We start from the raw sequence: 2,066 nt of genomic DNA, 5'->3' as shown, positions 1-2,066 counted from the left end.
CGAAGAGCAAAAAGCTGATGATGACAGGGCGCAATTTGTAAAAGTTGTATTGGCCGAAACAGAAGATGTATGGCATAAAATTTTTGCTGATAACGGCAAACAATACATGGAGCCAACCCTTGTTTTATTCCGTGATGGTGTAGCTTCTGCCTGCGGCAATGCCAGCTCCGCCTCCGGGCCATTTTATTGCCCGTCAGATAATAAATTATACATTGATCTTTCTTTTTACCAGGAACTGCAAACCCGTTTTAATGCTCCCGGCGATTTTGCTATGGCTTATGTTGTGGCACATGAAGTTGGCCACCACATTCAAAATCTTAATGGTACTGCCGAAAAGATGGCAAGAATACGCCAGCAATCCGGCGAGGCAGAAGCCAACCGCTATTCGGTAATGATGGAATTGCAAGCCGATTTTTATGCAGGTGTGTGGGCCCATTACGAAGAAAAGATGAAGAATATCCTGGACAAAGGCGATATTGAAGAGGCACTTAATGCTGCTAATGCTATTGGTGACGACCGCCTGCAAAAACAAGCTACAGGTGAAATTGTACCTGATGCTTTTACACATGGTACTTCGGCACAGCGGATGTATTGGTTTAAAAAAGGTTACCAAACCGGCGACATCAGCCAGGGCGATACTTTTAATGCCGCCGACCTGTAAAAATTATTGCTTTCACAGTAGCTTTTCGCTGCAAAATATCGCCGGTTAACTTTATAATTGAGTATTTTATTCCACATAAATAATAAAGTGATTTTATTTTAATCAACAAAAGTTTACAGCACCTGGCTTTTTTTTGAAAGCTTGTATTTCTTAAAAAAATTGCTATCTTACTACCCCGTTAGTTAAAACATAAATCATGACAACAATTGCGCTCTACAATCTTAAAGGCGGCGTGGGTAAAACCGCCAGCTGTGTAAACTTTGCTTACTTAGCTGCTGCCGATGGTTTTAAAACCCTGCTGTGGGATATTGACCCACAGGGTTCCTCTTCTTTTTATTATAAAGCAAAACCCAAAACGCACCCAGGCATTAAAAAATTAATTACCAAAGATGCCGATTTGGAAAGCGCCATAATGAGTACCGATTTTGAACTTTTAGATGTAATACCTGCCGACAGCAATACCAGGAGTTTTGATATTATGCTGGAAGAAATGAAAGGCAACAAAAACCGTTTGAAAGGCGTGTTAAAACAATTAGAAAAAGAATACGATTTTGTTTTTATTGATTGCCCCCCGGGGTTTAGCGCCCTGAGCGAAAATATTTTTAATGCAGCAGATATTGTGCTGATGCCTGTTATTCCCACCACTTTATCTATCCGTACTTATAATATGGTAAAAGATTATTTTAAAGAAAAAGAATTAGACATCAGCAAGATGATGTGCTTTTTTACCATGGCCGATTTGCGTAAAAACATGCATAACGAAATAATGGAAGAGTTGTACAAAGACAAACGCTTTTTTCAAAACTATATCCCTTATTTATCCGATGTGGAAAAAATGGGTATACACAAAGCTCCCATAATGGAATTTGCCAACAGCAGTTATGCGGCTAAATGTTACCGTGAGCTGTGGACAGAAATTAAAGAAGGTGTGCTGGAATAATAAAAAAATTACGGGATAAAATAGGCTTTTATTGCCCGGTGCTGCAATACAGTGCCGCTGGATGGGTCTTCAATTATTGCTTCTATTAAACCTACGCCTTTTGCATAATAATAATCAGAGGTATTGGTAAGAAAAAAACCAAAGCCGGGTATATCAATACCTGTTTCTACATAAACATGCATTACATCTGCAAAAACTTTTCCGTTTACGGTGCGGCTTACACCTTTTTCTTGTAAAGTACTGGTGTATAAAACCTGCTGGCCGGCAGGGTTTACAATAGTATCCGTCCATGCCCCGTTTACAGCAAGGTTGGCTTTAAGCATGGTTATATCAATTTTAGTTACAGAAGAGCCGCCTGCACCAACGGCGTTGTAAGCAATTACTCTTGATATACCATTATTACAATTTGCATAACTGTTAGATTGCTGTGCCACCGATAAAAACTTTTTAAAAGCCAGGCTGCTG

At 39.6% G+C, this 2,066-nt stretch carries 3 protein-coding genes; 2 read left to right on the top strand and 1 reads right to left on the bottom strand.

What is annotated here, in order from left to right; translation table 11 throughout:
• Positions 1 to 661: KPN_02809 family neutral zinc metallopeptidase (gene ypfJ, locus ACY65O_RS13870; RefSeq protein ID WP_462221455.1), on the top strand; the 661-nt coding region annotated here is incomplete at its 5' end.
• 196 nt (positions 662 to 857) lie between these two features.
• Entirely contained in the window at positions 858 to 1,601 is a 744-nt protein-coding gene (locus ACY65O_RS13865) for a ParA family protein (protein WP_462221454.1), read from the top strand.
• Between the two features lie 8 nt (positions 1,602 to 1,609).
• Here ACY65O_RS13865 and ACY65O_RS13860 read toward each other — a convergent pair.
• The coding region (locus tag ACY65O_RS13860; RefSeq protein ID WP_462221453.1) for a hypothetical protein at positions 1,610 to 2,066 on the bottom strand (457 nt) is incomplete at its 5' end.

Source organism: Ferruginibacter sp. (assembly GCF_031430955.1).
GTDB lineage: Bacteria > Bacteroidota > Bacteroidia > Chitinophagales > Chitinophagaceae > Ferruginibacter.
Note: the sequence above shows the minus strand (reverse complement) of the source record. Positions and strands in the feature narration are given on the sequence as shown.